The organism is Luteimonas salinisoli (assembly GCF_013425525.1).
Lineage (GTDB): Bacteria > Pseudomonadota > Gammaproteobacteria > Xanthomonadales > Xanthomonadaceae > Luteimonas > Luteimonas salinisoli.
Genome location: NZ_JACCKA010000087.1, coordinates 63917 through 89658 on the forward strand (window position 1 = coordinate 63917; position 25742 = coordinate 89658).

Here is a 25742-nt window from a genome sequence, read left to right on the forward strand (position 1 = left end):
TGCCTTCGCACACTCGCCGCATCAGAACCGCCGGAGTTCCCCGATGATCCGCATCTCCCGCATCCTCGTCGTGCTCGCCGCGACGTGCTTCGCCGGCAGCGCCTTCGCCGGCGCCCGCGAAGCGCTCGCCAGCTTCACCAGCAACCTCGAGGGCCTGGACGGCCGATTCTCGCAGCAGGTCTACGACGGCCGCGGCCGGGTCAAGGAAAGTTCCAGCGGCCGGGTCGCGCTGTCGGCGCCGCGGCTGTTCCGCTGGGAGTACGTCGAACCCTACCCGCAACTGATCGTCGCCGATGGCCGGCGGGTATGGGTCTACGATCCCGATCTGGAACAGGTGACGGTACAGCCGCAGAGCGCCGAGGAGCAGAACAGCCCGCTCGCAGCGCTGATCGAGCCCGGTCGGCTGGATCGCGACTACCGGGTGGAGGAGTCCGGAACCGCCGACGGCCTGGAATGGTTGGCCGTGGCGCCGAAGGGCGATGCCGAAGCCGGCTTCCAATCCGCGCGCCTGGGCTTCGACGCCACCGGCCTGGCACGGATGGAGGTGGTGGACGCGCTCGGCCAGCGCACCGCCATCGCCTTCAGCGGCTGGAAGAAGAACCCCGACTTCGCCCAAGGCACCTTCACCTATACCCCGCCCGAAGGCGTAGACGTGGTCGGCGACATCTGAGGGAGCCACGCGCGGCCGTCGATGAGCGCCGGCGCTAGAATGCGGCGGTGTCCAGATCCCGGCCCCCGACGAGCGATGGCGACGACCTGCTGAGCGTCGACCGCAGCGCGCTGCGTCCGCTCGCCGAGCGGATGCGCCCGCGCACCCTCGACGAGATGGTCGGCCAGCGCAGGCTGCTGGCGCCCGGTTCGGCGCTGCGGCAGTCGATCGAGTCCGGCCGCGTCCACTCGATGATCCTGTGGGGCCCGCCGGGCTGCGGCAAGACCACCCTGGCGCTGCTGCTGGCGCACTACGCCGACGCCGAGTTCCGCGCCGTCTCCGCGGTGCTCTCGGGGCTGCCCGAGGTGCGCAAGGTCCTGGCCGAGGCCGGGCAGCTGTTCGCGGCCGGGCGTCGCACGGTGCTGTTCGTCGACGAGGTGCATCGCTTCAACAAGACCCAGCAGGACGCGTTCCTGCCGCACATCGAGCGCGGCACGATCCTGTTCGTGGGCGCCACCACCGAGAATCCCTCGTTCGAGCTCAACTCGGCGCTGCTGTCGCGCTGCCGCGTGCACGTGATGGAGGCGGTGTCGGAGGAAGACATCGCCGCGGCGCTGCGCAGCGCGCTCGACGACGGCGAACGCGGCCTGGGCGGCCGCGGACTGCGGATCGACGGCGGCTCGCTGGCGCTGATCGCGCGCGCCGCCGACGGCGACGTGCGCCGCGGCCTGACCTTGCTCGAGATCGCCGCCGAACTCGCCGACGACGGCAGCATCACCCCCGCCACCCTCGAGCAGGTGCTGGCCGACCGCACGCGCCGCTTCGACAAGGGCGGCGAGCAGTTCTACGACCAGATCTCGGCGCTGCACAAATCGGTGCGCAGCTCGCATCCGGACGCGGCGCTGTACTGGCTGGCGCGCATGCTCGACGGCGGCTGCGACCCCGGCTACCTGGCGCGGCGGCTGACGCGGATGGCGATCGAGGACATCGGTCTGGCCGACCCGCGCGCGCTGCAAATGTCGATCGACGCCTGGGACGCCTACGAGCGGCTGGGCAGCCCGGAGGGCGACCTGGCGCTGGGCCAGCTGGCGATCTACCTGGCCAGCACCGCCAAGTCGAATGCCGCCTACGCCGCCTTCAACGCGGCCCGGCGCGATGTGCGCGAGCACGGCACGCTGGAGGTGCCGATGCATCTGCGCAACGCGCCGACCCGGCTGATGAAGCAGCTCGGCTACGGCAAGGGCTACCAGTACGACCACGATGCCGCCGGCGGTGTGGCGCTGGACCAGACCGCGTTCCCGGATGCGCTCGGCGAGCGCATCTACTACGAACCGGTCGAGCGCGGCATGGAGCTGAAGCTCAAGGAGAAGCTGGACCAGCTGCGCCGGGCGCGACGCGAGGCGCAGGCCGGGCCGGACCCCGACACGTGAGCCCGACCTGGTGGGTGCAACTGCTGTGCGTGCTCGGCGGCGGCGCTGTCGGCGGGGTGCTGCGCCACCTGGCGACGGAATGGATCGACCGCCGCGGCGGCGGCGCCTTCCCCTGGGGCACCCTCGGGGTCAACGCGAGCGGCGCATTCGCGGCCGGCTGCCTGCTCGCTGCGCTGGAGGCCGCTCCCGCGCATGCCCGGCTGCTGTGGCTGTGCCTGGGCATCGGGCTGCTCGGCAGCTATACCACGGTGTCCGCCCTGGCCCTGCAGACGCTGCTGCTCGCGCGCGGCGGCGCCCGCGCCAGGGCGGCAGCCTATCTGCTGGCCTCGCTGGGGGCGGGCCTGGCGACCGTGGCTGGCGGCTACTGGCTGGTGGCGGGATGAGCGACGTGTCGCTGCTGGCGGCACTGCGGGTGGGGCTGGGGAGCGCATTGGGGGCAGCGGCGCGCTGGCTGCTGGCGCTCGCGCTTTCGCCCGCCGCTTCGGTGCCGGGATTTCCCTGGGGCACGCTGACCGCGAACGCGACGGGCGCGGCACTGATCGGTGCCTATGCGGCGCTGGCTGCACCGGGGGGGCGCTTCCCGGCCTCGCCGGGGCAGCGGCAGTTCGTGATGGCCGGCTTCTGCGGCGGCTTCACCACCTTCTCCCTGTTCAACACCGAAGTGCTGGCGGCGGCGCAGGCGGGACGGCTTGCGCTGGCCGCGGGAATCGTCGCGGTATCGGTGCCGCTGTGGCTCGCGGGCGTCTGGCTGGGGCACGCGCTGGGGCGGCGAATCGTCACGCGTGGATCCTGATCGCGGCGTTCGGGAACGCGATCGAAGCATCGGCCCCGTGCCGACGATCGGCTCAGCCGATGCTGTCGGCCAGCCCCTGGACACCGGAACTGCGCGCGCAGTGCGCGCAGCAGTACACCGTGTCGCCGTCCTCGACGCCATGGCCGATGACCCGGCAGCCGCAGTGCGCGCACTTCGGCGCGAAAGCCTGGATCGCGCACTCGAAGGAGTCGAACGTGCCGGTGCGTTCGCCCCGGGTCACCTGGAATGCCTTGTCGTAGCGGTTTCCGCACACGTCGCAGGTCGCCATCGGTCGTCTCTCCCGGACTGGTATCGATGGCGAGTGTGGCGCTCGGGGCGCCAGCATGCAGTGAAAGGGAACCCGTTCACCGCCGTCACGAAACCGTGAACGGTGCGACCGGGCGCGGCCGGCGCCGGACCGCATCGCGCACACCGATTCCGGCCGTGCGCCTGTGCGACCCGTCCCGGTTCACGCCGCGACGAGCCGAGCATGCCGATACTCGGAGTCCGCCGCCCATCGGCGTCGTCGACGACTTTCGAGGAGGCTTCCATGAACCTTTTCCACCCACCCGCGCGCTTCCCCCGGCTGCTGCTGGCGCTGGCCGCGGCGACGGTCCTTTCCGCCTGCCAGGGCGATCGCGCCGAGGAACGCGCCGCCGGCGCACCCACGCCCGCCGAGCGCCCGGCCCTCGGCCCGGGCGAGCCGCCCGCAGGGGTCGGCGCCGCGCCGCAAGGCCAGGCAGGGGATGGAAGGGCGACCGTGGTGGCATCGGACACCGAGCCTGCGTACTTGACCGATGCCGCGCGGCAGGCGCTCTACGTGCTCGAGGGCAACGACGACGGCACCCGCTGCGATGCCGAGTGCGAGGAAGCCTGGCCGCCGGTGACCGCCCGCCAGACGCAGCCGACGCCGGGGCCCGGCCTGCAGGCGGACCTGCTGGGCACGATGCCGCGCAGCGACAGCAGCCTGCACGTCACCTATGACGGCAGGCCGCTTTACCGCTACGCCGCCGATGCCGGCGCCGCTCGCACCGCCGGTCATGGCGTCGAGGACCAGTGGGGCAGGTGGGCGCTGGTGTCGGTGCACGGGCCCGCCGTCCCGGAGAGCCAGGACCCGCGCGAGTAACACCGCCGGTCGCTCGCGGGTTCTTCCGCGGTCGCGGAGACGACCGCATGGAGCGGGGCGACGGAGCGGCCGTCGACCGCCGGGGCGGCGCGGCGGACCCCGCGTCGTCCTCCGCGCCGGCCGGGCCGCACGTCGACTTCACGAGTCTGCTGTCATCGTCCGAAGCAGGCCACCGAAGGGAACGGAATGTCCGAACACCTGGACCGGCTGGACCGGTCATCGCGCATCATGCGCTTCGCCTGGCGCCACTATCGTTCCGGCGTGTTCGGCGGCGTGGCCTCGCGCCGGCGTCCCGGCGATGCCGATGCCGCGGCCGCCTTCGTCGACGACCTCGAGCGGCTGGGCCCGACCTTCGTCAAGATCGGCCAGGCGCTTTCCACGCGCACCGACCTGGTCGCGCCCGCCTTCCTCGACGCGCTCAAGCGGATGCAGGACGACGTGCAGCCGCTGCCGTTCGCCGAGCTGCAGCCGGTGCTGGAGGAAGGACTGGGACTGCGCCTGAGCAAGGCGTTCGCGTCGTTCGAAGAGAAGCCGCTGGGCTCGGCGTCGCTGGCGCAGGTGCACCGCGCCGAGCTCCACGACGGCCGCCAGGTCGCGGTGAAGATCCAGCGCCCCGGCGTGGCCGCGACCATCGATACCGACATGGCGGTGCTCGACACCTTCGCCCGCGGCGCCGACCGCTTCACCGCGCTGGGCGAACGGATGCACTTCGCCGACATCGTCGGCGAGATGCAGCGGGCGCTGCTCGCCGAGCTGGACTACCTGGACGAAGCGGAAAGCCTGGAGCGCTTCCGTGCGCGCTTCCGCGTCTATCCGGAGCTGTTCGTGCCGGCCCCGGTCTGGGACTACACCTCGCGCCGGGTGCTGACCATGGAGTACGTGCCGGGCTACAAGGTCACCGAGATCACCGGACTGCAGCGCACCGAGCGTGCGTTCGGCGAACTGGCGACGGCGCTGCTCAAGGGCTACCTGGACCAGGTCTTCGTGCATGGCGAGATCCATGCCGACCCGCACCCTGGGAACGTGCTGCTCACCGACGACGGGCGCCTGGCGCTGCTCGATTTCGGCATGGTGGCCCACGTGCCCCCGCGGCAGCGCGAGCGCCTGCTCAAGCTCGTGCTGGGCGCGGTGGACGGCCGCGGCGAAGACGTGGCGGTGGAGGCGATGGCGATCAGTGCGCGCCTGGAAGGCTTCGACGAGACCCGCTACGTGCACGAGGTCGGCCAGCTGGTGGCGCGCTATGCGGTGCGCTCGGAGCGCCTGGGGCTGTCCGAGGGCCGGCTGCTGCTGGAGATCGCGCGCATCGGCACCGTATGCAGGCTGCGCATGCCGGTGGCCACCACGCTGCTCGGCAAGACCATGCTCAACCTCGAGGCCGTGGCCGGGGCCCTGGATCCTGAGCTCGACGTCAAGCGCGCCGTCGAGGACCACGCCTACGACATCATGCGCCAGCGGCTGCGCTCGTCGCTGTCGCCGCAGCGGCTGGGCATGGAGGCGCTGGAGACGCAGTCGCTGCTGCGCGGCACGCCGCGCAAGGTGTCCGACATCCTCTCGCTGCTGGCCGACAACAAGCTGCGCGTGCAGGTCGGCGGGCTGGAGGAGTCGCACCTGATGGAAAGCCTGCAGAAGATCGCCAACCGCATCTCGACCGGCATCATCACCGCGGCGCTGGTGGTCGGCGCCGCGATGCTGACGCGGGTGGAGACCGGGCGGACCTTGTTCGGCTACCCGGCGTTCGCACTGGTGCTGTTCCTGATCGCCGCCACCCTGGCGATCGTGCTGGTGGTCTCGGCGCTGCTGAGCGACCGCAAGGTGCGCCCGCGCGAGGAGCGCGGGCCGCTGGACTAGGCGCTGCCGGCCCGGGGAGGGCGCAGCCGGCGCACTCACCCGGGCTTTGCGTCCGCCGCGCTAGGGTCCTGGACAGGGCGCCGCCTCGCCCCGGCGCGCGGAGGCCCGCCGCGACCGCAGCGCCCCGAAGTCACCGACCGCTCCAGGAGGATTCCGATCATGGCAAACCTGCTCCGGATCGCCACCGCATTCGCCGCCGGTGCCGCGGCGATGTACTACCTCGATCCGCGCCTCGGCCGCAGCCGTCGCGCACGGCTGCGCGATCGCAGCCTCGCCACCGGCCACGACGCCGAGGCCTATGCCCGCCGCCAGGTGCGGCACGCCGCCAACCACGTCAGGGGCGCCCTCGCCGAAGCGCGCTCCCACCTCGGCGCCCACGTCGTCAGCGACGAGCAACTGCAGGCGCGCATCCGCGCAGAGCTCGGCCACAGGGTCGAACGCCCCCGCGCGATCGAAGTCGCGGTCACCTCCGGCCACGTGCGCCTGCGCGGCGAAGCGCTGGCCGGCGAGATCGAGCCGCTGCTGACGGCGGTGGCGGACATGCCGGGGGTGCACGACGTCGACAACAGGCTCGGCGTGCGGGTGCTCCGGACCGGCTGATCCGGCGGTCCCGGAGCCGCAAAAAAGAAAACGGCCGGCCGCAGGTGCGGCCGGCCGCTGTCGTCGGCGATCCGGATCAGAAGGTGAACAGCACCTTCACCGAACCGTCCACGCTGGCGTCGTCGATATAGCCGATCGCGCCCGGCGTCGAGGCCACCTTGGCCTTGACCGCGGCGTCGTTGGCCACTTCCTCCGGCGCCTTGGCCTTGCCGGTGAACACAAGCCGCGACCAGTACGAGGTCAGTTCCGCACCCGCGCGGCCCAGTACATCCTTGTCGAAGCTGTCGCGCAGGGCGCCGCCGCGCTGGTAGACGACCGAGGCCTGGGCGCCGCCGACGCTGGTCTCGCGACCGAGGAACACCCGGCGCACGGCCTCGGCGTCCATCGCGCCGGCGCCGCTGTCGGCGGCCACCACCACCGAGCCGGCTTCGGCGTCGAACGGGGAGGCGAGGGCGACGGCGAGTCCGAGCGCGGCGATGATCTTGATGTTGGATGTCATGTCGGGCTCCGGATCAGAACGTGAAGACCAGGCCCACCGAGGCCAGGTCGCTTTCGGCACGCGCGCCGGTCTTCGATTCGAAGCGGGTCCAGTCGGCCTTGAACGCGACGTTGGACATGAAGTCCCAGCGCGCGCCGATGCTGGTGTAGGTTTCCTCGTTCCGGGTGCCGGCCACCGCGCCTTCGAGCACCGGGTACAGCGGATTGTCCTGCGGCAACAGGCCGAGGATGTCGCGGCGCGGCTCGCCCTTGCGTTCGCCGTACACCACGTAGGGCATGACCTTGCCGAAGCGGCGACCGGCGCTCACGTACCAGTCGGTCTGCCGGGGCACCAGGGCACCGTCGACCTTGGTGGTGATCCGCTCGCCCACCAGCAGCCAGCCGTTGCGCTCGACCTTGGCGCCGATGCTGCTGAACACGCCCTCGTCGTCGTCCGCGACGATGTTCGCGGCCACCGCATCGAGCCCGTAGGCGGCGAACACGCCGGCCAGCATCTCCAGGTCGTCGATGTGGGCGCTGAAGTCGGAGCGGAACCAGGCCGCGCGCAGCGACAGCCACTCGTCGTACTCCATCTCCCAGGCGAACCCAGCCTGGTTGCGGGTTTCGACCGGCAGCGCGCCGGCGTTGTTGAGCTCGCCGTCGTAGCCGCCGTACTGCACTTGCAGATGCGAGTACCAGCTACCGAAGTTGGCGGCGTGCGAAACGGTCACTCCGTCGAGGGTGTCCAGGCCGAGGTTGTAGACAGCGGTGGGCGGGCGCATCCAGGGGTAGGCGTAGCCCACGTCGAGGAAATCGGAATAGCGGTAGAAGGCCGAGCGCTGGCGGCCGACCTTGGTGGAAAAGCCATGGTCGAGACGAATGTTGGCATAGGCCCAGGCGAGTTCCGCATCGAAGCCGTCGTCGCCGGTGCCGATGATCTGCGCCACCGCCTCGATGCGCTCGCTGATGTCGGCGTTGATCTGCAGGCCGAACAGCGACTCCTCCGCGAAATCGATGTCGGAGTCGTAGTTGCTGCCGGGATAACCGCCGTCGTCGGTGGTCTTGCCGGCCACGACCTGGCCGAACCCGCTGAACCTGACTTCGGCGCTTGCCGGGGCGGCCGCAAGGCCAAGGGCCGCCAGGATGGCGGTTGCGAGAATTTGCTTCACGAATGTCTCCGGACTTGGGGATCGATGCAGCGCACGCGGTGGCTGCGGGGTGACGCCAGCGGCGCTGCACGCAGTAACGGCGCACCGAAACATTTCTTTAACGCAGCATTCGGCCGGCGCGCTCAAGTGGCGCTGGCGGCTGCCGCTAACGGGGCCGGCAGCTCGCGCCTCCCGCAAGCGATCAGCAAAGGTTTCCTCATGACCCGTACGATTCCGCTCGCCCTCGACAGCCTCATCGCGCGTTCCGGCCGGCCGCTGCGCCGCTTGTCCATCCGCGCGAAGGTGATGCTGGTCCCCGTGGCGGCACTGGCCGGGTTCCTGCTCTACGCCGTCTTCAGCGTGATGGTGGCGCAATCGAACGCATCCACGCTCGACCGCTTCGGCAAGCAGCACCTGCCGGTGCTGGACGGCCTGGGCGCGGTGCGCGCCGAAATGACCGCCACCCGCACCCTGTTCGGGCAGGCACTGGGCGACGGCGACGACTTCCTGGTCGAGGAGGCCGTAGAGCGCTCCGCAGCGGTCGGCGCCATTCTCGACTCGCTGCTCGAGGCGGACCCCTCCCTGACGGGCAGGGTGGGGCCGATGCGCGAGCAGTGGCAACGCTACGTCGCGCTCGCCTCCGAGGTGGTGATGGGGCAGATCGAGGGCGCCATCGACATCGCCTCGCTGCAACAGCGCGTCGAGGAGATGAATGCGGGCTACCTCGCCATCGAGCAGGATGCGGGAACGCTGCACGCCGAACGCCGGGAGGAATTCACCGCCGCGCTGCAGAGCGCCTCCGCCTCGGCCAGCCGGGCCGCGATGCTCGGCGTCGCCCTGGTGCTGGTGCTGGCGGTCTGCGTGCTGTTCGCCTCGATCGTGATCGAGCGCGCGATCCGCGGGCCGATCGAGAAGCTGCGGGCCGCGATCCGCGAGGTCACCGCCGGGCGCTTCTCGGTCCAAGTGGAGGCCGAGGGCAGCGATGCCGTGGCGATGATGTGCCGCGACTTCTCCACGCTGCTCGGCAACCTCAACGCCGCGATCTCGGAAACCAACCATGTGCTCGGCGCGGTGGCGCGCGGCGATTTCGGCCAGCGCGTGGGGGCGGACCTGCCGGGCGATCTCGGCGTGCTCAAGCGCGGGGTCAACGCCAGCGCCGAGTCGGTGGCCGGCACCATGGCCGCGCTCGACCGGGTGATGGACGCGATCGCCGCGGGCGATTTCGCCGCGCGCATGGACGAGTCGGTGCAGGGCGAGTCCAGGGCCAAGGTGGACCGGGCCATGGGCGAGCTGCAGGCCGCGTTCGGCGCGCTGCGGCTGACCATGGAGGCCGCCGCCGGCGGCGACTTCGGCCAGCGCATCGAACTGTCGCTGCCGGGCGAGCTCGACGAGCTGAAGCGCGCCGTCAACAGCGCGCTCGGCTCGCTCGACCAGGCGTTCTCGGAGATCCAGGCCACCACCGCGGCGCTGGCCGACGGCGACCTGACCCGCCGCACCCGCGGCGAGTTCGGCGGTTCGCTGGGGGAGGTGACCGGCGCGCTCAACCAGGCCCTCGACACCCTGCAGCATGCGCTCGCCGACGTGGCCCAGGTCGCCGGCGACGTCGGCGCCGGCGCCACCGAGATCGCCAGCGGCAACGCCGATCTCAGCCAGCGCACCGAGCAGCAGGCCGCGGCGCTGGACCAGAGCGCGGCCGCGGTGGAGCGGCTGGCCGGCGCGGTACGCAACGCCGCCGACAACAGCAAGCAGACCCGCGAGATCACCCGCGCCGCCAACGACAAGGCGCAGGAGGGCGCCGACGTGGTGCGCCAGGCCATCGCGGCGATGAACGCGATCACCGACGCCAGTTCGCGCATCGCCGACATCATCGGTCTGATCGACTCGATCGCCTTCCAGACCAATCTGCTCTCGCTCAATGCCGCGGTGGAAGCCGCCAGGGCAGGGGAGCAGGGGCGGGGATTCGCGGTGGTGGCCAACGAGGTGCGGTCGCTGGCCTCGCGCACCGCGGACTCCGCCAAGGAGGTGCGCGGGCTGATCGCCACCGCCGGCAAGCGCATCGCCGAGGGCAATCAGCTGGTCGCCCGCACCGGGCAGTCGCTGGAGGACATGGCCGGTTCCAGCGAGCGGATCGCTGCGCTGGCGTCGGAGGCCTCCGATTCGATCGAGACCCAGGCCCAGGGCCTGCAGCAGGTCAGCCAGGCGATCAGCCAGCTGGAATCTTCGAACCAGCAGAACAGCGCGATGGTCGAGGAAGTGGCCGCCGCCAGCGCCTCGCTCAGCGACCAGGCAGGGCGCCTGCGAGAGGCGGTGTCGCGGTTCCGCGTGGACGACGCCGGGGCGGCACCGACCGCCGCCGCCCCTCGCGGGCGGGCCGCGGAAATCGAGGCGGAGCTGGACGCCGAGTTCGCCTGAGCTCGACCCGGTCGGCCGATGCGGCCGGTGCGACGCTGCTCCATCTCGCCGCGAGGGAAGTCTCCTTCGCGCGACCCGTCTTCGCAGCGGTCGGTCTTTCGATCGTCCGCCTTAGGGAGCGCGCTCGCGCGGCGCTCCGGGAAGGCAGGATGAAGCGGTTCGGCAACGAGGCCGTGCGGAACGCTTCATGCCCGCTGCACCGCAGCCGAGACTCGGCAGGTGGGCGGAGGCAATTCGCGCTCCCGGATTACGCAGGGTCCTTGACCCTGCACCGGAGTAGATGATATTTAGCTTGTTCGCTAATTACATATGCTGCTAAACATGCCCCAGTCACGCGACCCGTTGAGCACGACCCTGGCGGCTCTGGCCGACCCGACCCGGCGCGCCATCCTGGCGCGACTCAGCCGCGGCGCCGCCACCGTAAACGAGCTCGCGGAACCCTTCGACATCTCGCTGCCGTCGGTCTCGCGGCATCTCAAGGTGCTGGAGGGCGCCGGCCTGATCTCGCGCGGACGCGAGGCGCAGTGGCGGCCGTGCAGGCTGGAGGCCGCCCCCCTGAAGCAGGTGGACGGCTGGCTCGTCAGATACCGAAGGTTCTGGCAGGGCAGTTTCGACCGGATGGACGACTACCTGCACGAGATCACCAACGCACCCCCCAAAGGAGGGAAACAATGAGCGAGCTGCGCGACGACGAACTGCTGATCGAGCGCGAATTCGATGCCCCGCTGGCGCTGGTGTTCCGCCTGTGGGCGGACCGGGCGCACGTGATGCGCTGGTGGGGGCCGGAGGAATTCACCACGGTCGAGCTCGACTGGGAGCTCACCCCCGGCCGGCCGTGGCGCGGCGCGATGACTGCGACGCGATTCGGCCTGACGAAATTCGGCGGCACGGTGCTCGAGGTGGAGCCGGAACGGCGCATCGTCTTCACCTTCCAGTGGGACGAGGACTCCGGCCGCGACCGCGACACCGTGGCGACGGTGCGCTTTGCCGAACACGACGGCAGGACCATCCAGACCTTCCACCAGGCGCCATTTTCCAGCGTCGAGGTCCGCGACAGCCATGTCGGCGGCTGGGACTCGCTGTTCAACAAGCAGCAGCTCTACGTCGAGAACTTCGCCGTGGCCGAACGGGCGGGGCTGCACGCATGATCACGCTGACCACCTACGCCTGGGTGCCGGACTTCGCCGCGCCGCTGATGCGGGCATTGCGCGTCCGCTGGGCGCTGGAGGAGGCGGATCTGCCGTACCGGGTGCGCACCGTGGCGCTGGGGCCGGGACAGCGCTCGCCCGAGCATCTGGCGCGCCAGCCGTTCGGCCAGGCGCCGGCGATCGAGGAGGGCGACCTGACGCTGTTCGAAAGCGGCGCGATCGCGCTCCACATCGCGGAACGCAGCCAGGCGCTGCTACCGCGGGACCTGACCGAACGAGCGCGGGCGATCGCCTGGGTGTTCGCGGCGCTCAACACGGTGGAGACCGCGGTGCAGGAGCTGGGCGCCATCGACTTCTTCCACGCCGAAGAACCCTGGGCGCAGCAGCGCAGGCCGCAGGTGGAGGCGCAGGTCCGGGAGCGGCTGGGGCAGCTGGAGGCAGCGCTGGGCGCGCGGGAGCACCTGGAAGGCCGCTTCACCGTCGGTGACCTGATGATGGCCGACGTGCTGCGTATCCTGGACCACAGTGACCTGCTCGATGCGTACCCGACGCTGCAGGCCTACAAGCACCGCTGCGAGGCCCGGCCGGCCTTCCAGCGCGCACTGACCGCGCAGCTGCAGGGATTTCGCGAGGCTGCTTAGCCCGGGCTGCGAGCCCGGTGGGCAGCGGTACACTCGCGGTTCGGGGGTGTCGCATGCGCGATGATCGAGGGGAGTTTCCGTTCTGGTCGATGGTGCTGGCCGTGCTGCTGGCCCTGATCGCGCACGACCTCATTCGCTTGGCGGTCGGCGCATACATGGCTCGCCGAGCCGTGGCCGAGTTCAACCGGCAGGTTCAGTCGACACCAACGCGTCCCGCGCCAGGATCGGCATCATCGGCACAGTCAGCGCCGGCCGAACTCCCAAGGTATCCCGGGCCGGTCAGCGCCCGGGCCTCTGGCGCGGACGTGGCCTGCATCAACGGGACCCAGGCACGCCGCGTTGCCAATGGCTGGGAACAGGAGCCACGGAAACGCTGTCAGGCGTACTCGCCGTGACAGAAGCCGATGCCCCGGATCCCTTCTAGCGCGTCATATACGCATCCAGCGGTGCAATCGAAGCGTCCGGCGTGCCAAGCCGCGAGCCGTGCCGTGGCTCGCGTTCCATGTTCATGACGCAGTCGGGTGGTCGGCTGCGGGCTCGGTCCTACGGCGCCAGCACGTGGCATGGGGGACTCTTTGGGGCGTCGAAATGCGGGCGAGGGACCGGAGCCAGTCGGACGATGAGGGTTTGAACCCCAATCCACAACTTCGCATAATGTACATTATGTAATGCTCGACGAGTCGTCAGGTGCCACATGCTGAGCCAGTCTGTCTGTCGGTAGTACCCAAACTCTGTCGTCTGATCCTTAACCATGACATGAGCCGTAACCGTGTCATTTTCCTACAACCGCTTCTATGTCGATCAACCACTTAGAGCGTACAACCGCCAATGACTGCAGAGCCAGCTCCGGGCGGTATTTCCCTTAACCATGTCGTGCTCCGATACGATGGCGCGTCCCGACAAACCTACAATTGCATCAATCGGCCACTTTGGTACGACGTTGGGGTGGTTCTGGCGGTCTTTGCTGCCTCTTTGGTTCGGTCTGCTTCGCGGCCGCAACTTTGGCTCGACTGCGTGGCTTCCGAGCTGTTGGCCGAGCATCAGAGCGTCGGATTGCCGCCTCAAGCGCCGCGGGTAGATCACCCAACGCGCCCAACTGGCCCTCGAGCGCGTCCGCACGAGCCCGCTGCGCCACGGCATCGCGAGACGCTTCCACCGTCTTCAAGTTGGCTTGGTGAATCTGCTCCCGCAGCGATTTCTCGGCAGCCGCCGCTTGGCGGGAGGCCGCCAGCAGTCGACCCTGCACCTCCTTGGTTTCCTGGCGCGCTCGGTCGATCTCGCTGAGGGCTCGATCCTCGACTGCACGGACATGCAGGCCAAGTGACTCGCGCTCGGCCTGAGCAGCGTCCTGCAACGACTGGTTCCGCGCCTCCAGTGCGTGCCGGGTGGTTCTCCCGTCCAGGCCGGGCTGCTTTGTAAAACGCAACTCACCTTGAGGTGAGGCAGGATTCTCAGTCATTTCCGCCGATATCGATGAAGACGGTCAGTGGAAACCCAGGGCCAGGCTCGTCAGGAGCCCGCTCTAACGGCTCTTCCGGTGGAGAGTTCGCGCCCTCGCCAAACGCTTCCGTCTGAAGCGCATGAGAAAGCGCTTCGCTGCCGCCGCTACCTTCCAGCGGATGCGTGATACTGCCCCTCATCGAAAGACGCGGCCAGTGGTTGTAGAGCCAATGGTTGTAGTGCCATCGGCTGTAAGGCAAGTAATCACTCCTCTCTAGCCCAACAGCAGCGTGGACCGCGGCGAGCTGCAGAGTGGAGAGCTGCATGACTGCACCGGTCGGGTTCGCAGCCGAAGTCGCATGCCCAGTCGTGACTCCACTGGGCTGGGCCATCAGCAGCTCGAACAGCCTGCTCCACTCATCACCTTTCTGGGCGGGGAGCACGACGGGTGCGCCCCTACCGCCGTCAATCACATCGACCAAAGATCCGCAGAGAGATTTGTGCGTAGGCGCAACGATCTTTGAACCCGGCCATCGATCGCGCAAAACCTCCTGCAAGGGTACCTTTGGGTCACGGTGCAAAGTAAGGAACGACCAGTGGAGCGGTCCACCAAAAGCGCCGGACGGAAAAAAACCTATGGATTTTCCGTTCTTGCGCTCGAGCAGATCGAAACCTGGTGTTTGCGATCCAGGTGGCGCCCCCTCGAACAGCTCAATCTCTTTCTTGGATGACGTCCCGCTAAAACTGCTTGTTGGCTTTTCAACTACCTTGGCTTGCAATATCCACATCGACCTGGAGATTACATTGCCTGCCTTCAGGCGCTGCGAAATTACGGCGATATCGGCCAGTTCACGCTGCTTTCCCCCTGTAGGCTTCACATAGATGTGCTTGTCCTGCCACATTGTTCGCAACCGAACTTCTAGCCTCACCTTCGACGACAACCAAGTTGACAGAACATCTAGTGCCTCACAGTTATGTATGCCTCTGAGGTAGTCCAGCTCGTGTGGGACCGTGGTACTGCTCGAATAGGGATCTGTTATCCATTGGTCCAGACCGCGCGACCAGATCCACAAGTCCATCTCCTCTTCCGTACGCATAGCTGGGCCCCCTTTTTGCCAGTAGGAATCGACTTTGTGTTCTACCCTGTCAGGTTAGAAGACGCCACTTCCTACCCCTGATAAACATCCCTAATCGTCACGGCGGCCCGCTCACATGCACGCGAAACCGATGGCTACGTCGCCACCTCATCAGCAGCGTCATTACGACAATACCGAATATCACCAACATCCCTAGCGCGACCAACGCCGTTCCTCGGCCGACTCCAAGTTTCTGCATCAGCAAGTCTAGTTTTCCTTGGGCCATTGCCGGAGGCGGCACTTCCAGCTCCGCATCGATCACTGGCCGCCCCGCAAGGAAGCCGGCTACATGTGCAGCTATGTTCGGGTTGCCCAGCCACAGTTCGTCGTCATGACTGGCGCCGCGCACGAGCAAGTGCGTGGCGGCGCTGAAGCCTGGCACTAGCACCTCCGCGTTCGCCGGCGGTGTGCGGCCATCGAGCGTACCGCTGACGAACAGCGCCGGAACGTCGCTCCGCAGGGGAGCACGGAATGCGTCGCCGAGATCCACGAGTCCCAGGCCCTCGCCGATCATCGGGGAAGGAAAGTTCAGCGCATCGCCGAACAGGCTTTCCTTTGCCTGCGCCTCGGCCGTGGCGCGTCGATGCGGGCTGTGCCCGGATGCCACGTCCATCGCCAGCGGCATGGCGCGGAACTCGCCGAGCTCCTCGCGCACCGCGAGCACCAGGGTTGCCAGCAGGTCGTAGTCCCCCTGTTCGGCGTCACGCAGGAGCAACGGCAGCATCTGCTGGGTAGATCGCCGCCCGAGCGCGGCCGCGATCGCCAGCTGCGCGTCGTAGGCGCCCAGAGCCACTTCCCTGCCCCGGTGCATGACGCTGCGCCCTACTACGGGTTCCTGGCTTAGCCTGGCCAGCATGCGCCGGGGCATCCCGGTCAGGTCTTCGAACCCCTGATCGCGGGCGACGGCGGCGAGGTCCGCCAGCACCGTGTCCGCCGAAAGCGGGAGTTTCAGCGTGTCGTCCGGCCCTTCGACGCCGATCAACACGCCGATCAACACCGCGCGTTCGATGCCCGCACCATGCAGGCGCAGGCTTGCCAGGGCCAGGTGGGTGCCGTAGCTCATGCCCCACAGGCTGATCCGCGGCACGCCAAGCGCGCGCCGCAGGTCTTCGATGTCGGCGGCGCTCTCGGCAGTGGTGTAGGCGGCCAGGTCGACACCCTCCTCCCGCCAATGGGCGATGCATCGGGCGGCCGTGCGGCGCAGCGCCGCCAGCGCAGCTTCGCGGTCCAGTGGCTTGGCGTCATCGAAGCGCTGGATGTATGGGCACGGAGGCTGGCGATCGGACAATCCGGTACCCCGCTGGTCGAACAGCAACACGTCGGTTTCGCGCCGAACCTGGTCGAACACCGGCCAGCGCGGCCCGCGTGCCGTGCTGCCGCCCGATTTCGTGCGCTGCCACCGTTCCTGCCTGGTCAATCTGCGCCATGTCCGGTCCCTCCATGCCGCTTCAGGCAGCCGCTACTGGCTGGTCATGGCGAATGGGAAGGAACTGCCGGTGGGCCGCGCCCATGTCGCCACCATGCGCCGCGAGCTTGCTCTGGGCTAGTCATCGGCCGGCGTCGACGCAGGGGCCGCCTCAGATCGACGAAAGCGTTTCCGATGGCGGTTTAATCCAAGTCACCGTACAGAACGACAATCGCTTTGCGCCCTCCTGATCGACACTGACGTCAAGGAGGCCGACATGCTCATCCTCCCACCGATCCTAGGCCATGAGGAGCGCATGCAGATGACCACCAAGACCCGTCTCGACAGAGAAGCCGGCGGAATGATCGCAGGCGGTGGCATCACGCACAGCGACCTGCGATGACAGACGACTTGGCGCATGTCTCGGAGACACCAATGCGCTAACGAGTGAGGTGCGCGTTGATCGACGGCGATCGCGACCATGCTTCGCGGCGCCCGTCCGACAGCAGGAGAAAGAGCAACGAAATGGCCAAGACATTGGCACTACCCAAAGAGCAGCTGGTCAAGAAAGCACTGACCCAGATGCAAAACAACCTCGCGGACAGCACGTGGACAGATCGGCAAAAACTGGCCCTCACGTGCCGCATCCTGTTCGAGAACGGCCACGACTCCGGTCTGGCCGGGCAGATCACCGCCCGCGGCCCGCAGCCTGGCACCTACTACACCCAGCAACTGGGTCTGGGCTTCGACGAAATCACCGCGGACAATCTGCTGCTGGTGAACGAAGACCTGGAAGTGCTGGAAGGCCACGGCATGGCCAACCCGGCCAATCGTTTCCACAGCTGGGTGTACCGCGCCCGGCCAGACGTGAACTGCATCATTCACACCCACCCGCTCCACATCGCGGCGTTGTCGATGCTGGAAGTACCGCTGCAGATTTCCCATATGGATCTCTGCCCGCTCTACGAAGACTGCGCGTTTCTCCAGGGCTGGCCGGGTGTGCCCGTGGGCAACGAGGAAGGCGACCTGATCGCCGGCGCCCTGGGCGACAAGCGGGCGATCCTGCTTTCGCACCACGGGCAGCTGTCCACTGGCGCTTCCATCGAGGAAGCCTGCGTGATTGCCCTACTGATCGAGCGCGCGGCGAAGCTGCAACTGCTGGCGATGGGTGCGGGAACCATCAAGCCGATCATCCCCAAGCTCGGCCGGGAGGCGCATGACTGGATCGCACGTCCCAAACGCCACGCCGCCGCCTTCAACTACTACACGCGGCGGATCCTGCGGCAACACGCCGATTGCCTGAACTGAATCCAGACCCTTCTTTTACGGAGCGCCACCATGCCCAGTCCCGATATTCACGGCATCATCGGCTACACCATCACACCTTTCACCGCCGATGGCGAGGGCCTCGAACTGGCTGCACTCGGGCGCGCCATCGACCGCCTGATCGACGGCGGCGTGCATGCCATCGCGCCTCTGGGCAGCACCGGCGAAGGCGCTTATCTGAGCGACGCGGAATGGGAGCAGGTCAGCGAATTCAGCATCAAGCGCGTCGCCAAACGCGTGCCGACCATCGTCAGCGTATCCGACCTGACCACCGCCAAGGCAGTGCGCAGGGCCCGTTTCGCCGAAGCCCAGGGCGCCGACGCGGTGATGGTGCTGCCGACGTCCTACTGGAAACTCAGCGAAGCGGAAATCCTGGCCCACTACCGCGCCATCGGCGACAGCATCGGCGTGCCGATCATGCTCTACAACAACCCGGCCACCAGTGGCACCGACATGTCGGTGGACCTGATCCTGCGGATCGTCGGCGCCGTGGAGAACGTGACCATGGTCAAGGAGAGCACTGGCGACATCCAGCGCATGCACCAACTGCAGCATCGCGGCGAGGGACAGGTGCCCTTCTACAACGGCTCCAACCCCTTGGCCCTGGAAGCCTTTGCCGCCGGCGCCAAGGGCTGGTGCACCGCGGCGCCGAACCTCATTCCGCAGCTCAACCTCGACTTGTACGAGGCCGTACGGGCCAACGACTTGAGCAAGGCTCGCGAACTGTTCTATCGCCAGTTGCCGCTGCTGGACTTCATTCTCAAGGGTGGCTTGCCGGCGACGATCAAGGCCGGATTGCGCACCACCGGGCTGGAAGTCGGCGATCCGCGGTTGCCGGTGTTCCCGCTGGACGAGACTGGGCGCGTCAATCTTGAAAAGCTCCTCAAAGCCCTGCGTTGATGCCGTTCCAGGAAATGTCGAGCCTCCTCCTCTGGCACGACTGCTGCTCGCGTCGATCGTGTCAGGGAAGCTGGAGGTCCTTGATCTGCCGGCGGGAGGTGATGTCCAGCTTGTGGAAGATGCTGCGCAGGTGGGCTTCGATCGTGCGGGGGCTCAGGAACAGTTGGGTGCCGACCTCCCGGTTGGTCGCCCCGGTGGCGACCAACCTTGCGATGTGCAGCTCCTGGGCGGTGAGTGCGTCGGTCGGCTGGGCAGTACGTTTGCGCGCGTTCTCCCCGGTGGCCCGCAGTTCGCGGGCGGCACGGTCGGCATAGGCTTCTGTCCCCATTTCCGAGAACAGCTGGTGGGCAGTCCGGAGCTGCTCACGGGCATCCTGGCGGCGGCCTGCGCGGCGTAGCCACTCGCCGTAGACGAGATGGGCGCGGGCGAGATGGGTCGCCATCCGGCAGTTTGCAAGACGCTCGATCGCCTCGCGGTAGTGGTCTTCGGCGTCCGGCCCAGTGGAGGTCAGCGCCCGCGAACGAGCCGCCATTCCGAGTGCCCACTGGGTGCCACTGGCGCTGGCTCGCGAGGTCAACCGGTCCAGCGCGGCAGCGGCCTGCTCCGGTTGGCCAGCACGAACGGCTGCCTCGATCAGCTCGGGCAGCGCAAAGCTGCTATGGGCCAACTCGTCGAACTCGAACAGCGACGTCGCGGCACCAAGGGCGCTGTCATAATTGCCCAGTCCGTTGTGCAGGTAGGCGAGCGAAAGTTCGGTGCTGCTGACGACGAGGCCCTCACCTCGCGCCGTTGCCTCCGCGATCGTTGTCGCGATGAGCTGCGAAGTCTCATGCTGCCTGCCGCGCCAGGCGGCCAGTCCGAGCTTTGAGTTGGGGAGGGGCGGGGCACCTGTTGCCCGCGTGATCGCATCCTGCTCCGCGATCAACTCGGAGGCACGCGCAAGCTCTCCGGTAAGCTCCAACGCCAACGCTAAGGCATTGAGTGCCGCGGGAAGCGTGGGCAGCGCGCCGGCTTCGCGGGCGAGTCGGACCGCGCGGTCGGCCAGCATATAAATCGACTCGTCGTCCCACAGCATGGCACCGACATGGCAGGCGAGCCACAGCCAACGTCCGTGGTCGTTGTCAGAACCGGAGCCGTCGTTGCGCAGCGATGCGAGGGCGCGTTGCAGACTGGGAACGCTCGCCTCGTAGCCTTGTGTATATCGCGCAACCAGTCCGTCCAGCAGGAGATCGACCGGCCGCGGCGGCGTGGGCGATGGCGGCGCGTTCCGCGCAGCCTCGGCCGCCTCCAGCAACGCGCGGCCGGGTGCCAGGCGACCGGCGTGGAAGGATGCCTCGAGTGCATGCAGGTAGGTCTCGCGGGCGAGCGCTGCGTCCAGCGGAGCGAGCGTCCTGGCCGCGTCGAGCAGCGTTCCCGGCGCCTCGCTGCCGCGCGTCAGGTGGAAGGCGATCTGGGCGCGCAGCAGCTGGAGGCGAGCGCGTTGCAGCGGATCCAGCGGCCCTGCCTCCGCGATCGCCAGCAACGCCATGGCGGCTTCGGGTGCACCGGCGTCGTGCCTGGCGTACGCGGCTTCGAGCGCGCGTGTCGCACGACGGCCGGGTTCAGGCGTCAGCATGGCCGCCTGCTCCATGAACGCGGCCGCCGCGGTCAGCCCGCCGCGGGCACGTGCACGTCCGGCCGTGTGCTCCAGTTCCGCGGCGGCTTCCTCGTCGGTGCCCAGCACCGCCTGCGCCCGGTGCCAGGCGCGTCGATCGGGATCGATCCCGGGGTCGGTGACGGCGGCCAGCACCCTGTGCGCCCGGCGCTGGTCGGGCGGGGCCGCGGCCGTGTAGATCGCCGATCGTACGAGCGGATGACGAAACTGCACCCGAGTATCGATCTCCACCAAGCCGGCGGTCTCCGCGGGCGCCAGCGCCTCGCGCGCAATCCCCAGGTGCTCGGCAGCCTGCCAGAGCAATGCCACGTCACCGGTCGGGTCGGCCGCGGCCACCAGCAGCAGCAACTGCGTATCGACAGGCAGGCTGCCCGAGCGCTGCTGGAAGCTGTCCTGGACGCGGCGCGGTACGCTCAGCGCGCTGGGCAACTCGAAACCGCCGGCCAGCAGCGACGGCAGTGCGCTCTTGGGCAGCTCCAGTAGCGCCAGGGGGTTGCCGCGCGCCTCGGCCACGATCCGGTCGCGCACCACGTCGTCGAGCGGTGTGCCGACCGCAGCGGCCAGCAGCGTCCGCGCGTCCTTTTGTCCGAGTCCATCCAGCCGCAGCCCGGGCAAGTCGACGAAGGGGCGAACATCACGATCGGTGGGGTCGCGCAGCGCGAACACCAGCGCGATCCGCTCGGCCACCAGTCGCCGCGCAACGAACGCAAGGACCTGCGCGGATGCCTGGTCCAGCCATTGCGCATCCTCGACAAGGCACAACAGCGGGCCCTCCTCGGCGACCTCGGCCAACAGGTTGAGGGTCGCCAACCCAACCAGGAACCGATCTGGCGCAGCACCGTCGCGTATGCCGAACGCCACGCCCAAGGCGGCCTGCTGCGGGTCCGGCAGCGCAGCAGCCCGGTCCAGCAGCGGTACGCACAGCTGGTGCAGGGCCGCGAACGCAAACTGGGTCTCGGATTCCACGCCGGCCGCGTACTCCGCTCGGAACCCCATTGCCGTCGCGGTGGCGCGGGCATCCTCGAGCAGCGCCGTTTTCCCGATGCCGGCTTCACCGCGAATCACGAGCACACCGCCCTGCCCGGCCTGTGCCCGGGCCAGCACCTGCTCGATCGTCGCGCGCTCATTGCGCCGTCCCAGAAGAGACAACCGTGGTACGCCAGCGCGAGGCCCCATCGAGTCCACCGGTCCAGCTTACCTCGTTGTCAACCCGATTCTAGCCGATCCCAATCCGACCCGGCAGACGGTGGGCGCAGCGCGCACGGGTGGACGTTCCCGCGGGGACAGAACGACCTGGGGCCACGCCGTCCCGGCGCGATCCAAGCGAGCCGAGGCCGGCAGCCCGTCCCTACGTACCAGAACAGTGACCACCGGCGAAGACATAGGGGACTTTCACCGACGCGAACATTCCGCCACTGGCGCGATCCTGACGACATTCCGTTCGCTGGCCAGGGCCGGGTCAGGAGGTGAGAACGGCTGCTCGCGCCGAAATCACTGGCAAGGAGGCAGTGCTTGGATTCATCACTGCTGAAGCGACAACCCGCAACGTACTTTCCTCGACTCGATCCACGACACGGCCACCATCGACCGATCGAGGCATACAAGATAAGGAACCGTCGATGAAGAATCCCAGTCCCCCTACCCTTGCGGAGGATCTTCTGCTTGTGCTGTTCCAACCCGACTCCGGTGCCATCGCCGGCGAGAACACCCTCTACTACGTTCTGGCCGGGGCCGTGCTGGCAGAACTCGCCTTCAATGAAAGCGCGACGACCACAACGACCCCAACCGGCTCCACAAGTGTGGAGGCGGTCGTAGGGAGGGCGCCGTCGGACGAGATTCTGCGCTCGGCGTGGGACTATGCCGCGCAAAAGCCGCGCGCGGTAAAGAGCATGATCGCCGCGATCGGGCCGGCACTCCGCCAGCCCCTTCTGGAGCGACTCATTGCGCGAGGCGACATCCGTGAGCAAAACGGAAAAGTGCTCGGCATGCTCAAGACAACTACCCTCAAGGACGGAGGAAACGGACGCAGGTCCGGCCTCATCGGAGAGGTCCGCAACGTCCTCGTGGACGGTGTGGAACCGACGCCTCGTGTCGCCGCGCTGGCAGCATTGATGTGGGGAAGCGGAACGCTCCACCAGTTCGAACCGGAGATCCCCAGGAGTCCGGTCGTCATCGCGCGCGCCCGGCAACTTGGACGTGGCGCCTGGAGCGCCGAGGGCGCCACCAAACCGGTCGCACGCGCTACAGCCGCGATGATCGGCGCTATCGCAGCCTCCGCGGCCCCCCCGGACAGCGGGCCTGGCTGACGCCCCCGCAACGGTGGCGCACCCGAGACGTGGTCTGTCGACGTTCCCCCTGCGGCGAACGGGGCAGCTGTGCGCCCAGCACTATCGCGACCAACCAAGTCCAAGCCGCGTTTCCCGCGGCGCTCCCGACACCTACACGGCAGCACGGTGAGGACCGGCGGGGACACAGGGACTTCGACCGACGCGAACGTCCCGCCACCTGCGCGATCCTCACTCCGCCATGACCGATTCAATGACTCCCAACGTCGAAACGGCCCGCTCGGCAGAGCAGATCGGTGCACCTGTCGACTACAGCAAGGACCCTGGCGAAGTCGCGGTATTGTTGAACGACGCCAAAGCAGCACTGCGATCCGATCGCGAATTCGCGAGAACCTGCGTCGCGAGGGCGCTGGACCTCCTGCACGAAGACCCTGCTCCCGCCTCCCGTCCGTCCGCTTGTCTCCACGGCGGACTGGCCGGCTGGCAGGTCCGCCATACCGTCGCGTACATCGAGGCACATCTGGAGTCATCGATCCGGATCAAGGATCTCGCTGCGCTCACTCGTCTCAGCGCAAGCCATTTTTCCCGCGCATTCAAGCAAAGCTTCGGCCAGGCGCCGATGACCTACGTCGCTGGCCAGAGGGTTCAGTTGGCGCAGCGGCTGCTGCTGACGACGGAGGACTCGATGTGCCAGATCGCGCTGGCCTGCGGGATGTGCGATCAGGCGCACCTGACTCGAGTGTTCCGTCGCCTCGTCGGCGACACCCCCATGGCTTGGCGCCGGCGACATGCCGACTTGGCCCGCGATGATCAGGAAGCCGATCGCCGCATGGCCGACGGGTAGCGATTCCTTTCATCCTGGACCGTATGCACTCTGCTACTCACGGGTAGATCTATGTGCTGCAGCTGTGCCGCGTGCCTTCCCTTGGACTACTGGCATCAAGCATCGACGAGTTGGGGCGATGTTCCCTGACCGGGGAATGGTCAGACGATGCTTTCGTACAAATCACCGTATGAAAAGGCAATCACTCTTCGCCTCGGCGGTCGACACTGGATGCCAAGGAGAACGACGTTGTCCCCTTCCCATCCCCTGAACCGCGAGGAGTCCAATCGCATGACCACCAAGCCCGGCACCGCCACTTTCCGTAACGGACTTTCTTCGCTTCTTCGTCCCGAAGACTCGGTACTGGTCCTGATCGATCACCAGCCCTACCAGCTCAGCAATCTCAACAGCCACGATCCGCACATGGCCGTCAACAATGCGGCCGGCCTGGCCAAGGCCGCGAAGGTGTTCGACATCCCCACCATCCTGACCAGCGTGATCGAAGATCGCGGCGGCAAGATCTTCCCGCAGATCACCAGCGTGTTTCCCGACCAGGAAGTGATCGACCGCACGTTCATCAACACCTGGGAAGACAAGAAGGTGGTCGACCTGGTCAAGGCAACCGGTCGCAAGCAGCTGATCATCGCCGGCTTGTGGACCGAAGTCTGCGTTGCGATGCCGGCGATCCAGGCCGCTGGCGAAGGCTGGGACGTGACCGCAGTCACCGATGCATCCGGGGCGACGTCGGTCGAAGCCCACAAGGTGGCGATCCAGCGCATGGCCGCGGCCGGCGTGAACCTGATGACCTGGCTGGCGGTGGCTTCCGAGTGGCAGCGGGATTGGGCCCGGTCCGAAACCGCCATGGCGTTGAACGATGTGGTGATCCAGCACGCAGCCGGCAGTGGCATCGCGTTCCTGTGGGAGCAGCAACTGCTCAATACACCAGTGCCGGCCAAGGATTGATCCGGTGGGTGGCGGAGCGTCCTCGGACTCCGCCGCCCCTTCCGCGGAACGCGCTCCGCAACCCGCGATCCGGCAGGTGCAATCCGTGATTGCGCGCCGCGAGCGGCCAGCCTTAACCAGAGGGCATGCATTGCTTCGATTGGCTACGTCGCCTACCGGCATGCGATGGATCGTTGGCGGCCCTCAATACCACCCGGAGAGAGACATGACGATGTCGCTGGATCGCTTTCCCGTCGGAATGAAAATGGACGTCTCCTATCCGGAGTTCCAGGTCAGCCTGACCCTGCTGTCGACGACGCAACTGAAGTTCGAAATCAGGGAAGGGCCGTTCGCGCGGGCCGAGGTCGTGGACATCGACGTCCTGCCGCTCGGCAACGGTCTTTTCGCCGTCAGCTGGCAGGAAAAGAACGGCGCGGCCGTCGCCAGCATCCAGGACCACGATCGGCACCTGGTCCATTCATTCGCAGCGCTGTCCAGCGGCGAGCTACGGCGAATGACCGGAACCTTCACGATCACCAGGCCCTCCGATGTCGCCGGCGACGAGGGCGCGCGCTCCCAGCCGGTCCTGAACGTCGCAAACCACCAGCAAACGGAGACACGACATGGTTGAACTGATCATCGAGCAGCGCCGCCGCAGCCTCGGTGGCGGGATGGAAGTCGGTCGCGTGCTGCCATTCTCGAAGCGCCGCATGGTGGGCCCGTACGTCTTCTTCGACCATATCGGACCCGTGGACGTGCCGGTCGGCGTGGGCCGCGACATCGATGTTCGGCCGCATCCGCACATCGGCCTGTCCACGGTGACCTACCTGTTCTCCGGCGAGATGATGCATCGCGACAGCCTGGGCTACGAACAGGCGATCCGCCCGAAGGAGGTCAACTGGATGACCGCCGGCCGCGGCATCACCCACAGTGAACGATTCGAACACGCACGCGCCCATGGCGATCATCTGCACGGCATCCAGGCCTGGGTCGCGTTGCCGGTCGAGTTCGAGGAAACGGCGCCCGGCTTCTCCCACCACGCCTGCGCCGACCTGCCGCAGTGGAGCGATGGCGGAATACATGGACAGGTCATCGCCGGCAGCGCCTACGGGCTGACTTCCGGCGTCGCCACCCATTCGCCCCAGTTCTACGTACACCTGGACATGGAGCGCGGCGCAACGGCGGAGGTTCCGGGCGGCCATCGCGAGCGTGCGGTGTACATCGCAACCGGCGCGATCGAACTGGGTGGCGTCACCTACGGTGCCGGCAGAATGCTGGTCCTCGGCGGGCGTCCCGCCTGGATACGGGCAGTCGAGCGCTCGTCGGTGATGCTGCTGGGCGGTGAGCCCGTCGGCGAACGCTTCCTCTATTGGAACTTCGTGTCCTCGTCCAGGGATCGGCTCGCGCAGGCCGCGGCGGACTGGAAGGCGGGCCGAATGAAATTGCCCGATGCGGACGACGCCGAGTTCATTCCCCTGCCTGCAGAACCCAACCCGCCTGCGACGGCCATGTCGTGAGCACTCCCTTCTCCGCGTTGCCCTGCTTCCCGTCCCGGAGGC

The 25742-nt window shown here is 67.9% G+C and carries 28 protein-coding genes; 22 read left to right on the forward strand and 6 right to left on the reverse strand.

What is annotated here, in order from left to right:
• Window positions 1–43: 43 nt before the first annotated feature.
• From lolA to H0E84_RS16305, 4 genes are read left to right on the forward strand one after another with little or no spacing between them, the layout of a single operon-like run.
• On the forward strand, window positions 44–670 hold the full coding sequence (lolA, locus tag H0E84_RS16290) for an outer membrane lipoprotein periplasmic chaperone LolA (RefSeq protein WP_180679701.1): 627 nt from the start codon (window positions 44–46) through the stop codon (window positions 668–670).
• 47 nt (window positions 671–717) lie between these two features.
• Window positions 718–2079, forward strand: a complete 1362-nt coding sequence (locus H0E84_RS16295; protein ID WP_180679702.1) for an AAA family ATPase — start codon at window positions 718–720, stop codon at window positions 2077–2079.
• Window positions 2076–2462: a CrcB family protein gene (locus H0E84_RS16300; RefSeq protein ID WP_180679703.1), complete on the forward strand. Its 387-nt coding sequence runs from the start codon at window positions 2076–2078 to the stop codon at window positions 2460–2462. Before H0E84_RS16295 ends, H0E84_RS16300 begins: the two co-directional genes overlap by 4 nt.
• Window positions 2459–2872 carry a CrcB family protein gene (locus H0E84_RS16305; RefSeq protein ID WP_180679704.1) on the forward strand — a complete coding sequence of 138 codons (414 nt, stop codon included), beginning with the start codon at window positions 2459–2461 and terminating at the stop codon, window positions 2870–2872. The genes H0E84_RS16300 and H0E84_RS16305 overlap by 4 nt, the downstream gene beginning before the upstream one ends.
• Window positions 2873–2924: 52 nt before the next feature.
• Here the strand turns inward: H0E84_RS16305 and H0E84_RS16310 are convergent, their stop codons facing one another.
• A complete protein-coding gene (locus H0E84_RS16310; protein WP_180679705.1) occupies window positions 2925–3161 on the reverse strand; it encodes a hypothetical protein in 237 nt (78 codons plus the stop codon).
• Window positions 3162–3422: 261 nt separating this feature from the next.
• On the opposite strand from H0E84_RS16310, the gene H0E84_RS16315 reads away from it, so the two are divergent.
• From H0E84_RS16315 to H0E84_RS16325, 3 genes are all read left to right on the forward strand, one after another.
• Window positions 3423–3998, forward strand: a complete 576-nt coding sequence (locus H0E84_RS16315) for a COG4315 family predicted lipoprotein (protein ID WP_180679706.1) — start codon at window positions 3423–3425, stop codon at window positions 3996–3998.
• A gap of 186 nt (window positions 3999–4184) precedes the next feature.
• Entirely contained in the window at window positions 4185–5846 is a 1662-nt protein-coding gene (locus H0E84_RS16320; protein WP_180679707.1) for an ABC1 kinase family protein, read from the forward strand.
• 159 nt (window positions 5847–6005) lie between these two features.
• Entirely contained in the window at window positions 6006–6446 is a 441-nt protein-coding gene (locus H0E84_RS16325; RefSeq protein ID WP_180679708.1) for a BON domain-containing protein, read from the forward strand.
• 76 nt (window positions 6447–6522) lie between these two features.
• Here the strand turns inward: H0E84_RS16325 and H0E84_RS16330 are convergent, their stop codons facing one another.
• Both H0E84_RS16330 and H0E84_RS16335 read right to left on the reverse strand, forming a co-directional pair.
• Window positions 6523–6945 carry a type 2 periplasmic-binding domain-containing protein gene (locus tag H0E84_RS16330; RefSeq protein WP_180679709.1) on the reverse strand — a complete coding sequence of 141 codons (423 nt, stop codon included), beginning with the start codon at window positions 6943–6945 and terminating at the stop codon, window positions 6523–6525.
• Between the two features lie 13 nt (window positions 6946–6958).
• Window positions 6959–8092 (reverse strand): porin, encoded by a 1134-nt coding sequence (locus H0E84_RS16335; RefSeq protein WP_180679710.1) that lies wholly within the window; start codon window positions 8090–8092, stop codon window positions 6959–6961.
• A 198-nt stretch (window positions 8093–8290) separates the two neighbouring features.
• Between H0E84_RS16335 and H0E84_RS16340 the strand changes: the two genes are divergently transcribed.
• The 6 genes from H0E84_RS16340 to H0E84_RS16365 all read left to right on the forward strand — a co-directional run bounded on the left by H0E84_RS16340 (window position 8291) and on the right by H0E84_RS16365 (window position 13596).
• Window positions 8291–10483 carry a methyl-accepting chemotaxis protein gene (locus H0E84_RS16340; protein ID WP_180679711.1) on the forward strand — a complete coding sequence of 731 codons (2193 nt, stop codon included), beginning with the start codon at window positions 8291–8293 and terminating at the stop codon, window positions 10481–10483.
• 321 nt (window positions 10484–10804) lie between these two features.
• Entirely contained in the window at window positions 10805–11158 is a 354-nt protein-coding gene (locus H0E84_RS16345; protein WP_180679712.1) for an ArsR/SmtB family transcription factor, read from the forward strand.
• Window positions 11155–11631, forward strand: coding sequence for an SRPBCC family protein (locus tag H0E84_RS16350; RefSeq protein ID WP_180679713.1), 477 nt, complete (start codon window positions 11155–11157; stop codon window positions 11629–11631). Before H0E84_RS16345 ends, H0E84_RS16350 begins: the two co-directional genes overlap by 4 nt.
• Complete coding sequence (locus H0E84_RS16355; RefSeq protein WP_180679714.1) at window positions 11628–12272, forward strand: glutathione S-transferase family protein; 645 nt, start codon at window positions 11628–11630, stop codon at window positions 12270–12272. Before H0E84_RS16350 ends, H0E84_RS16355 begins: the two co-directional genes overlap by 4 nt.
• A 53-nt stretch (window positions 12273–12325) precedes the next feature.
• Window positions 12326–12667, forward strand: a complete 342-nt coding sequence (locus tag H0E84_RS16360; protein ID WP_180679715.1) for a hypothetical protein — start codon at window positions 12326–12328, stop codon at window positions 12665–12667.
• 779 nt (window positions 12668–13446) lie between these two features.
• Window positions 13447–13596: a hypothetical protein gene (locus H0E84_RS16365; protein WP_180679716.1), complete on the forward strand. Its 150-nt coding sequence runs from the start codon at window positions 13447–13449 to the stop codon at window positions 13594–13596.
• Between the two features lie 127 nt (window positions 13597–13723).
• On the opposite strand, the gene H0E84_RS16370 is transcribed toward H0E84_RS16365, so the two are convergent.
• Both H0E84_RS16370 and H0E84_RS16375 read right to left on the reverse strand, forming a co-directional pair.
• A complete protein-coding gene (locus H0E84_RS16370) occupies window positions 13724–14614 on the reverse strand; it encodes a hypothetical protein (RefSeq protein ID WP_180679717.1) in 891 nt (296 codons plus the stop codon).
• A 292-nt stretch (window positions 14615–14906) separates the two neighbouring features.
• Entirely contained in the window at window positions 14907–16265 is a 1359-nt protein-coding gene (locus H0E84_RS16375; protein WP_257644261.1) for an alpha/beta hydrolase, read from the reverse strand.
• Here H0E84_RS16375 and H0E84_RS16380 point away from each other — a divergent pair.
• The 4 genes from H0E84_RS16380 (at window position 16237) to H0E84_RS16390 (ending at window position 18479) form a co-directional block, all read left to right on the forward strand.
• Window positions 16237–16395: a LytTR family DNA-binding domain-containing protein gene (locus H0E84_RS16380; RefSeq protein ID WP_345776334.1), complete on the forward strand. Its 159-nt coding sequence runs from the start codon at window positions 16237–16239 to the stop codon at window positions 16393–16395. The genes H0E84_RS16375 and H0E84_RS16380 overlap by 29 nt on opposite strands.
• Before the next feature lie 135 nt (window positions 16396–16530).
• Window positions 16531–16656 (forward strand): hypothetical protein, encoded by a 126-nt coding sequence (locus H0E84_RS20560; RefSeq protein WP_257644262.1) that lies wholly within the window; start codon window positions 16531–16533, stop codon window positions 16654–16656.
• Between the two features lie 56 nt (window positions 16657–16712).
• Window positions 16713–17561 (forward strand): aldolase, encoded by an 849-nt coding sequence (locus tag H0E84_RS16385; protein WP_219339790.1) that lies wholly within the window; start codon window positions 16713–16715, stop codon window positions 17559–17561.
• Window positions 17562–17591: 30 nt separating this feature from the next.
• On the forward strand, window positions 17592–18479 hold the full coding sequence (locus H0E84_RS16390) for a dihydrodipicolinate synthase family protein (protein ID WP_180679718.1): 888 nt from the start codon (window positions 17592–17594) through the stop codon (window positions 18477–18479).
• Window positions 18480–18540: 61 nt separating this feature from the next.
• Here the strand turns inward: H0E84_RS16390 and H0E84_RS16395 are convergent, their stop codons facing one another.
• Window positions 18541–21282 carry an ATP-binding protein gene (locus H0E84_RS16395; protein ID WP_219339791.1) on the reverse strand — a complete coding sequence of 914 codons (2742 nt, stop codon included), beginning with the start codon at window positions 21280–21282 and terminating at the stop codon, window positions 18541–18543.
• Between the two features lie 470 nt (window positions 21283–21752).
• Here H0E84_RS16395 and H0E84_RS16400 point away from each other — a divergent pair, with 470 nt between their 5' ends.
• The 5 genes from H0E84_RS16400 (at window position 21753) to H0E84_RS16420 (ending at window position 25700) form a co-directional block, all read left to right on the forward strand.
• The gene (locus H0E84_RS16400; protein ID WP_180679720.1) at window positions 21753–22439 is read left to right on the forward strand and encodes a GOLPH3/VPS74 family protein; all 687 of its coding nucleotides are present in this window, start codon (window positions 21753–21755) and stop codon (window positions 22437–22439) included.
• Between the two features lie 232 nt (window positions 22440–22671).
• Window positions 22672–23262, forward strand: coding sequence for a helix-turn-helix domain-containing protein (locus H0E84_RS16405; RefSeq protein ID WP_180679721.1), 591 nt, complete (start codon window positions 22672–22674; stop codon window positions 23260–23262).
• A gap of 270 nt (window positions 23263–23532) precedes the next feature.
• The gene (locus H0E84_RS16410) at window positions 23533–24204 is read left to right on the forward strand and encodes a hydrolase (protein WP_180679722.1); all 672 of its coding nucleotides are present in this window, start codon (window positions 23533–23535) and stop codon (window positions 24202–24204) included.
• A 205-nt stretch (window positions 24205–24409) separates the two neighbouring features.
• A complete protein-coding gene (locus tag H0E84_RS16415; RefSeq protein ID WP_180679723.1) occupies window positions 24410–24814 on the forward strand; it encodes a MoaF-related domain-containing protein in 405 nt (134 codons plus the stop codon).
• Window positions 24807–25700, forward strand: coding sequence for a pirin family protein (locus H0E84_RS16420; RefSeq protein WP_180679724.1), 894 nt, complete (start codon window positions 24807–24809; stop codon window positions 25698–25700). Before H0E84_RS16415 ends, H0E84_RS16420 begins: the two co-directional genes overlap by 8 nt.
• Window positions 25701–25742: the final 42 nt, after the last annotated feature.

Bases quoted from the DNA above. Each gene is read 5' to 3' on its own strand.
- H0E84_RS16345 (WP_180679712.1), top strand. From the start codon at position 10,805: ATGCCCCAGTCACGCGACCCGTTGAGCACGACCCTGGCGGCTCTGGCC.
- H0E84_RS16310 (WP_180679705.1), bottom strand. From the start codon at position 3,161: ATGGCGACCTGCGACGTGTGCGGAAACCGCTACGACAAGGCATTCCAG.
- H0E84_RS16330 (WP_180679709.1), bottom strand. From the start codon at position 6,945: ATGACATCCAACATCAAGATCATCGCCGCGCTCGGACTCGCCGTCGCC.
- lolA (WP_180679701.1), top strand. From the start codon at position 44: ATGATCCGCATCTCCCGCATCCTCGTCGTGCTCGCCGCGACGTGCTTC.
- H0E84_RS16315 (WP_180679706.1), top strand. From the start codon at position 3,423: ATGAACCTTTTCCACCCACCCGCGCGCTTCCCCCGGCTGCTGCTGGCG.
- H0E84_RS20560 (WP_257644262.1), top strand. From the start codon at position 16,531: ATGCTCATCCTCCCACCGATCCTAGGCCATGAGGAGCGCATGCAGATG.
- H0E84_RS16360 (WP_180679715.1), top strand. From the start codon at position 12,326: ATGCGCGATGATCGAGGGGAGTTTCCGTTCTGGTCGATGGTGCTGGCC.
- H0E84_RS16305 (WP_180679704.1), top strand. From the start codon at position 2,459: ATGAGCGACGTGTCGCTGCTGGCGGCACTGCGGGTGGGGCTGGGGAGC.
- H0E84_RS16370 (WP_180679717.1), bottom strand. From the start codon at position 14,614: ATGTGGCAGGACAAGCACATCTATGTGAAGCCTACAGGGGGAAAGCAG.
- H0E84_RS16390 (WP_180679718.1), top strand. From the start codon at position 17,592: ATGCCCAGTCCCGATATTCACGGCATCATCGGCTACACCATCACACCT.
- H0E84_RS16415 (WP_180679723.1), top strand. From the start codon at position 24,410: ATGACGATGTCGCTGGATCGCTTTCCCGTCGGAATGAAAATGGACGTC.
- H0E84_RS16320 (WP_180679707.1), top strand. From the start codon at position 4,185: ATGTCCGAACACCTGGACCGGCTGGACCGGTCATCGCGCATCATGCGC.
- H0E84_RS16350 (WP_180679713.1), top strand. From the start codon at position 11,155: ATGAGCGAGCTGCGCGACGACGAACTGCTGATCGAGCGCGAATTCGAT.
- H0E84_RS16325 (WP_180679708.1), top strand. From the start codon at position 6,006: ATGGCAAACCTGCTCCGGATCGCCACCGCATTCGCCGCCGGTGCCGCG.
- H0E84_RS16405 (WP_180679721.1), top strand. From the start codon at position 22,672: ATGACTCCCAACGTCGAAACGGCCCGCTCGGCAGAGCAGATCGGTGCA.
- H0E84_RS16355 (WP_180679714.1), top strand. From the start codon at position 11,628: ATGATCACGCTGACCACCTACGCCTGGGTGCCGGACTTCGCCGCGCCG.
- H0E84_RS16420 (WP_180679724.1), top strand. From the start codon at position 24,807: ATGGTTGAACTGATCATCGAGCAGCGCCGCCGCAGCCTCGGTGGCGGG.
- H0E84_RS16400 (WP_180679720.1), top strand. From the start codon at position 21,753: ATGAAGAATCCCAGTCCCCCTACCCTTGCGGAGGATCTTCTGCTTGTG.
- H0E84_RS16340 (WP_180679711.1), top strand. From the start codon at position 8,291: ATGACCCGTACGATTCCGCTCGCCCTCGACAGCCTCATCGCGCGTTCC.
- H0E84_RS16410 (WP_180679722.1), top strand. From the start codon at position 23,533: ATGACCACCAAGCCCGGCACCGCCACTTTCCGTAACGGACTTTCTTCG.